Origin of the sequence: uncultured Gimesia sp. (genome assembly GCF_937910335.1) — a bacterium.
In the GTDB taxonomy this organism is placed as follows: Bacteria; Planctomycetota; Planctomycetia; order Planctomycetales; family Planctomycetaceae; genus Gimesia.
In genome coordinates this window covers 1-7,751 of sequence record NZ_CALEMX010000140.1, presented here as the reverse complement: position 1 = coordinate 7,751, position 7,751 = coordinate 1, and the positions used below count along the sequence as shown (strand labels likewise).

5 protein-coding genes are annotated in these 7,751 nt (G+C 45.7%); 4 read left to right on the top strand and 1 reads right to left on the bottom strand.

Translation table 11 applies throughout. The features are described 5' to 3' along the window. Positions 1–538: 538 nt before the first annotated feature. From Q0668_RS05580 to Q0668_RS05565, 4 genes are all read left to right on the top strand, one after another. Positions 539–787 (top strand): hypothetical protein, encoded by a 249-nt coding sequence (locus Q0668_RS05580; protein ID WP_298861071.1) that lies wholly within the window; start codon positions 539–541, stop codon positions 785–787. Positions 788–994: 207 nt separating this feature from the next. After that, entirely contained in the window at positions 995–2,896 is a 1,902-nt protein-coding gene (locus Q0668_RS05575) for a DUF3857 domain-containing protein (RefSeq protein ID WP_298861068.1), read from the top strand. A gap of 210 nt (positions 2,897–3,106) precedes the next feature. After that, positions 3,107–4,459 (top strand): GTPase HflX, encoded by a 1,353-nt coding sequence (hflX, locus tag Q0668_RS05570; protein WP_298861065.1) that lies wholly within the window; start codon positions 3,107–3,109, stop codon positions 4,457–4,459. 227 nt (positions 4,460–4,686) lie between these two features. Continuing rightward, entirely contained in the window at positions 4,687–6,873 is a 2,187-nt protein-coding gene (locus Q0668_RS05565) for a tetratricopeptide repeat protein (RefSeq protein WP_298861062.1), read from the top strand. A gap of 48 nt (positions 6,874–6,921) precedes the next feature. Here Q0668_RS05565 and Q0668_RS05560 read toward each other — a convergent pair. Next, positions 6,922–7,751, bottom strand: an 830-nt coding sequence (locus Q0668_RS05560) for a ParB/RepB/Spo0J family partition protein (protein ID WP_298861059.1), incomplete at its 5' end; no start/stop codon positions are given.

Sequence of the window (7,751 nt, the reverse complement as noted above, 5' to 3'; positions counted from 1 at the left end):
TTAAGCAAAAATTATTTTCGAAAACATCAAAATAATTTTTGCCCGCTTTTTAGAGAGTTTTAAAAACGTACGCACGTTTTTTTTATTCCGTTTTCACACAAACAAATCGTTTTTCATAAAACAAAAATGTCGTTTTCACACTATAATAGAAGACCCAAATCGATGTTACATTTTATCGGTCTCAAGTAACACTTCACAAAATGATTTCTGTTTTTGAACGAGTTCAAACTGAAACACAAAGTTCGTGCAACACCAGAACAAGCATAAAAATACGATTTCGTAAAAGAAATGGCTTGCAGAATTTTCTGAAATATTTACGATGATTGCCATCAAATAGATGTAAGTCCTTATTGTGTAATGAGTGTGAATTTGAAAAAACGTTTTATTGAATAACACTTCATTTTCAACAGGGTCAAACATCGGGGTTTGTCAAGGTTGACAGACTCAATTCTTATTCGTTGTGGCAGACCTGTGCCGACTTATAGCCCGGAGCCAGCGGCAAGGCAGCCCTCGTTTAACTCTCAAAGGAGGATTTGCGGTGGCAAAGAAAAAGGCAAAGAAAAAAGCAGCACCAAAAAAGAAGGCTGCTCCAAAGAAAAAAGCAGTGAAGAAAAAAGCAGTAAAGAAGAAAGCTGTTAAAAAGAAAGCTGCTAAGAAAGCTACCAAAAAGAAGGCTACCAAAAAGAAAGCAGCTAAGAAGACTGTGAAGAAGAAAGCTGCTAAGAAAAAAGCCGCCCCAAAGAAAAAGGCTGCTAAAAAGAAAAAAGCTGCTAAAAGGAAGAGATAATCGACCTAAGTAGTATTTGGAGACTTCAAGCCATAACGAGTAAGAAGCGATCGATCTTTCGATCGCTTCTTCTATTTCTATCGCTGTCAATTCTCGAACCGCTCGCATTTCACGCTGCTTATATTGGCATCCAGACTCGGTTTAACGCTAAAATACCTGACGTACTTTCCGTCGTTTTTTTAAGCATTCTGAAAGAAGTCCCTCGCATTGAATCGAAGCAATAAAGAATTGACTTTGAAACCAAAACGCAAGCTATGGCGCACGCGGTTTAAAATGGCGCGGAAGACGTCCATGTTCGCTCCGCGTATTTCAATTGATCATGTTCATCAGCCTGAGATAGCGGATGATGAACTGCAACATTGGGGCGAATACAATCTTGTTTCCGATACGGTTTGTGTATTACATCGTGATGGAACAATTACACGACGTGCTCATTACATAACAAAACTTTATGCAAATGAATCGTTAGCGCAATGGGATGAAGTTTATCGTATTTATGATCGCCAAACATCTCGCTATAAAATCCATGCAGCGAAAGTCTATCTTCCCGACGGAGGTATTAAGAAGGCCCGGAAAGTTGTTCAACCTTACGGACAGACTTCTTTGAATTTTTATCCTCTTCGCCCCGGTGTAACAGTCGAGTTGGATGAGCAATATGATTTTTTCATTCCCGATCGAATTGGTGCCTGCATGTGGGGTCAGGAATATTTACGCTTTGCAATTCCCTGCCGACGACTTCGTTTTACCGTAGCCGTTGCGGAACCATTTTCACTCGAATATAAATTGTATCGTACTGACGAAGAGCCGCAAAAATGGAAACAGGGAAAATATCAAGTCTATCAATGGGACCTGCATGATGTTCCCGGTTATGAAACTGATGATGGCACTCCCCATGCACGTGATGTACTACCATGGGTTGATATTACAACACTTCCTTCCTGGGAACCTGTCACAAAATTCTATATGCAGGATCTGGAACCCCCGCTCAAGATACCTTCCCAAATCCAGAAATTATCGGAAGATCTCACACAGGAAGATCAGACCAGTGAAGAAAAGCTCTTTTCGATTTATAAGTATTCTTCTGAAGATGTCAGATATGGCCGGCACCCCAATGAGCTGAATCTGGAAAAAACTCGTGAAGTGGGATCCATGCTGGAGGACATGCGAGGGGACTGCAAAGACAAATCCTCTTTGATGGTTTCGATGCTCAGACATCTGGGAATCAAAGCCCACATTGCTATTCTTCTCACTCGAACAAATGGAAGGGTCGCATTCTTACCAGGAGCTCGATTTGACCACGCTATTGTTTGCGCTGACCTGGATAACGGAGCCCGACTCTGGCTGGACCCGGCCGGTGGACCTGTTACATTCAAAGATTTGCCATCTAATGATCAGGGGACTCAGGCTCTGCTCTTAAATTCCGAAGGAGGAGAACTGACTACGATTCCCGATTGTAGTCCTGAAAGTCATCAGATTAATCGCAACTGTGTCGGTGTTTTATCTGAAGACTGCTGTTATCAATTCACGGCGGATGTGACAACAACCGGCGATATGGCGCTGGAGTATCGCTTACGATACATTTACCGCAACGAAGAATCCACGGCACTCACGATGGAGAAAGAACTGGCGTCTGACTTGACGGGCGCCAGAATTGAATCGCCTCGGTTTCTCAATCTCAAAGACATTTCAAGAGATGTCAGCTATACTTATCGAACCACGCTTGACCAATGGTCACGACAGATCAAAGAGATCATCTTATTTCGCATCCCCTGGATTGGGGCCATGCACTCTGCAGGCGTTGTGAATGTTCAAAAAAGAACTTCCGCCTTGCAAACTCCCACCCCTGTTCGTTTCACTGACTACCACAAAATTGAGATTCCCTCGGGTTATCAGGGCTATGGATTGCCTTACGAACATAAATTGCAATGTGAGTGGGGCCGTTATGAGGCATCCATTTTTGTTGAAAATTCACATTTGATCTGTCAACGTAAAGTGGATCATCTGGGAGGGATCGTATTTGAAGATCAGTATCAGGAATATAAAGCATACTGGGAAGCCTGCACCCGCGCAGACGCGCTGGATGTCGTATTAATGAAACCATCAATCTAAACAGTTGTACATTTTCGTATACATACAATCGATTAAGGCTTGAAGTAAAGACTCCATTCAAATTGCTTATGAACTTAACGAGCGTATTTGGTGTCACCATTAAATAAATAGCCTGTTCTCTCAATGACAACCTGTTAAAATGGGACATAGAAGAGAGAACCATAAATTAGCCACTTCACTACTGACTACACCAAATAAGGTTGAATTTCCTTGTCGGATCCTAAACGAGAAGAACTACAAGTCAAAGCTAAAAAAGCGATTTTGGTCTCAGTTGTTTCTCCTTCAAATCATGTTGACAAAAGTCAGGCTTTGGATGAGCTAAGAGGTTTAGTCGAAACTGCTGGCGTCCAGGTAGTTGGCACACTCGTTCAAAATCGGGAGCATCCTCATCCTGCCACTTGCCTGGGAAAAGGGAAGCTTACAGAACTTCAGCAAATGGTGGATCATCTGGATGCTGAACTGGTCATTTTTGACAATAATCTTTCCCCCTCTCAAGGAAGAAACATCGAAGAGGAAACGGGAACTGTCATTGTAGATCGCAGTGAATTGATTCTCGATATCTTCGCAACGCATGCAAAAACTTACGAAGCCAAGTTGCAGGTTGAGCTGGCACAACTGCTCTATTTTCGTCCTCGATTAAAACGATTATGGACTCACCTGGAACGAATTGAAGGGGGCGTTGGTGCAGGCCGTGGCCCTGGTGAAAAGCAGCTCGAAACCGACCGTCGATTATTAGACAGGCGCGTTGCAGAATTAAAACGCAAACTTACGGAAGTCGAACGTCGCAGGGAAAGAACCGTTTCCAATCGGTTTCAAAACGTTACTGTTTCACTCGTCGGTTATACGAATGCGGGTAAGAGCACATTGATGAATGCGCTCACAGGCGCTGATGTTTATATTGCAGATCAGTTATTTGCTACGCTTGATACGCGAACCAGGCGCTGGGAACTTCCGCATTGGGGAGAAATTTTGCTCAGCGATACAGTCGGTTTCGTCAGAGACCTACCTCATCATCTGGTCGCTTCCTTCAAATCGACTTTGGAAGAAGCACGACAGGCAGACCTGCTATTACATGTGGTTGACTCCAGTAACCCGGAGGTTGAACACCATATTAAAACCGTCAATAAAGTACTCGACGAAATTGGCATTGATCACGAGAATGCAATTCTCGTGTTTAACAAAACGGATAAGATCGAAGACAGATCTAAACTCGATGTGTTGCGTTTAAAATACGATAACGGCATCAGTGTCAGTGCCGTTTCCGGCGAAGGTCTGGAACGTCTGTCTCAAGCCGTAATTGATCGTCTTGCTTCCGGGTATGTTATTGTTGAAGTAGAAACACCTGTCGGAAATGGTAAGTTACTTTCCCAACTGGAAGATCATTCTGTAATCATATCGCGTGAGTATTCCAGCGATAATTCTCGAGTCACTTTACAGGCCCGCATGGCAAAACGTTTCTTACCAACACTGAAAATATGTGAAGACACAGAATTACGAATTGAGGGAGAAGAGTACCCTGTCCCACAGGAGATCGCTCCTGAAGAAACGATCCCCAAGTTGTGATAACTTTTGAGCGCGCGGTTGCCTTTCACATCTTCGGTAAATGGTGTATTGCATATTCGAGGGTATTCTGTACGCTGGGAAATGAGGGGCGTTTTTCTGAGTTCTCTGCAGGATTCTTGACAAACTGCCATCTTGTCTCCTGGTGTGAGCATGTATGATTAAAGACATATTCTACAACCGTTCCATTTAAAAATCATCCTGAGAGAAACTGACAAAGCATTAACGCGATGAAGAAGCGCTGGATATACGGCATCATTATATTTGTGGGTATCACATCGATCGGTCTGGCCATTGACTGGTGGTCGACACTTCCGGAAGGGGAAGCGGCAACATACGTTGGTCGTCAAACCTGTTTTCAATGTCACCAGAAAGAAGCGGCTCTCTGGAAAGGTTCAGACCACGACCTCGCCATGAATCTGGCAACTCCCGAATTTGTGCTGGGTGATTTCAATAATACAGAACTCAAACATTTCGGCATCACCTCTTCAATGACCCATGCCGGGGACAAGTATTACGTCACCACACAAGGCCCCGATGGAAAGCGATCCCGATTTGAGGTCAAGTATGTCATTGGAGTCAAGCCGCTACAACAATATCTGACCGAACTGGAACGAGGCAAGATTCAGGTATTGCCAGTTACTTGGGACACCGAACAGAAACGCTGGTACTATGCCAATCCTGATGAACCCTTTGGGCCCGATGACCCGTTACATTGGACCGGCTTCGCTCAGAACTGGAATCATATGTGTGCTGAATGTCATACAACGAACTGGTCCAAAAATTATGATATCGCTTCCGATACACATCACTTTTCATTTTCGGAAATGCGCGTCAGTTGTGAGGCCTGTCATGGTCCGGGTTCCATTCATGTGCAACTCGCCAAATCGAATTCCATTTTCTGGGATAGACGTTATGGATATGGCCTGGCCAAACTGAAAGGAAAAGATCCGACTGCGCAACTGGAGAGCTGTGCCCCTTGTCACTCGCGCAGGAGACACGTTGCTCCCGGCCACACCCCACTGGACCGTTTCCACGACCATTATGCACTCTCACTCTTAGAAGAGAACCTATATCATCCTGATGGTCAAATCAACGATGAAGTCTATGTCTTCGGTTCTTTTACGCAGAGTAAAATGTATCGCAAAGGCGTTAGATGTACCGACTGTCATGACCCTCATTCCACACGCCTGAAATTCCAAGGCAACAAACTTTGTACTCAATGTCATCTCGATGCCAAGTATGATGTTCCCGGCCACCATCATCATAAGGTGGGCAGCACGGGTGCCTCATGCGTCGAATGCCATATGCCCTCCAAGAACTACATGGTCGTTGACCCCAGGCGAGATCACAGTCTGCGAATACCACGACCTGATTTAACAGTCAAACTGGGTACGCCTAACGCCTGCAATCAATGCCATACCAAGCCTGGTGAAACTCCCGAATGGGCCGCTAAGAGCATTGATAAATGGTATGGAACCAAGCGACGTAACGATCCCCATTATGGCGAAATTCTGGCAGCCGGCCGATCGGGAAATCCAGAAGTCGAACGTGCTCTCATAAAGCTGACGCGTGATAAAGAAGTGGGCCCGATCGTGCGTGCCACTGCCGTTTCCTTATTAGCAACCCGGTATCATACACCAGAAAGTAGAGCTCTGATTGAAAAGGCGCTCAAATCAAAAGAAGAAATCGTTCGCCTGGCAGCACTGCGTGGCTTTGAAGGTTGGACTCCCCACTCCGAACAGGAAGCAGACAAAATCGGCAAGTTACTCGCCCAAGGTCTGACCGATTCATCGCGGGGAATAAGAACCGAAGTAGCGAGGATTCTGTCTTCGCTGCCCATCTTGCCGGACACGCAAAAAAACAAAGAAGCGATGAAACGCGCACTCAATGAATATAAAGCAGGGTTGCTCGCTGATGGGGACCAGACCGGTTCCCATATGAGCCTTGGAATTTTATCTGCCAGTCAAGGTGACTTGAAGAAGGCAGAACAGAGTTTTCGAACGGCTATTAAACTATCGCCCGCAATCGCTGGGCCGCGATCCAATCTGGCTCAACTTCTCGAACAACAGGGAAGGAAGGACGAAGCCAAACAGTTGCGTACCGAAGAAGCCAAACTTCTGGCCCGCGATGTCAAATTGCTACCTGATAACGGAATGCTGCAATATCGACTGGGGTTACTCTATTACCTGTTGGGGCGGGAAGACGAAGCGGTTACCGCACTCACTAAAGCTTGCGAACTTGAACCGCAGTCGGCTGACTTCCGCCTGATGTTAACGCTGCTTTATGAAAAACAGCAAAAGTGGAAACTGGCATTGGAATCAGTCGACGCGCTCATTCGGCTGCAGCCAGATAACCCTACGTTCCGTCAGATTTTGTTGAATCTCCAACAAAAAGCAAACCCGAAAAACAACTGATTGCTCTTCGGGTTGCCAGGAATTTGGTTTGAAACGATGTTCTCGTTGTCAGGCGGTCTTCCGTAATACTCCCGTGATCCGCTCAAATGCCTCATTGGAATCAAAGGGAATCATAATTTGTCCCGAATGATCTGTCTTGAGTTTGATCTCCACTTTTGATCCCAGAAGTTCCCGCAACTGCTGCTGCAGATCCAACAGATGATTTGTCATCTCGGGAGCTGTGGCAGTCTTCTTGGAATTCTCGAATGGAACGGTATCCACTTCCCCTTTGAGTATCTTACGTACTTCCGCTTCGGTTTTCCGAACCGATAATGACTCGGTCTGAATCTGCTCACACACACTGACCTGCCTTTGTTCATCCAGACTGAGGAGTGCCCGTGCGTGGCCGGCTGAAATCTTCTCTGACTGCAAAGCCTGTTTCACTGGTTCTGCGAGATCCAGTAATCGGATCATATTATTGACGGTAGAACGATCCAGACTTAGCGTCTGAGCCAGCTGTTCAATCGTGCTGTCAAATTGATTCAGGTAATTTCTGAAAGCCTGCGCTTTTTCCAGAACACTCAGATCTTTTCGTTTGAGGTTTTCCTCGATCGCCACTTCACAAACTTGTCGTTCTTCCAGATTCAGTACTCGACAGGGTACCGTTTTGAGCCCGGCCTCGCGGGCCGCCTTCAATCGCCGTTCACCGGCAATCAGTTGGTAGGCCCCGTCAAAAGGTCGGACGAGCAACGGTTGCAAAACACCATGTTGACGAATACTGCCTTCCAGTTCCTTCAGTGAATCCGCGGCAAAATCCTGGCGGGGCTGATAGGGGTTTCGCTCGATCAGATCAACATCGATCTCATCCTGTTCGACTGGGACAGAGGGCTCCGATGATT

Bases quoted from the DNA above. Each gene is read 5' to 3' on its own strand.
- Q0668_RS05565 (WP_298861062.1), top strand. From the start codon at position 4,687: ATGAAGAAGCGCTGGATATACGGCATCATTATATTTGTGGGTATCACA.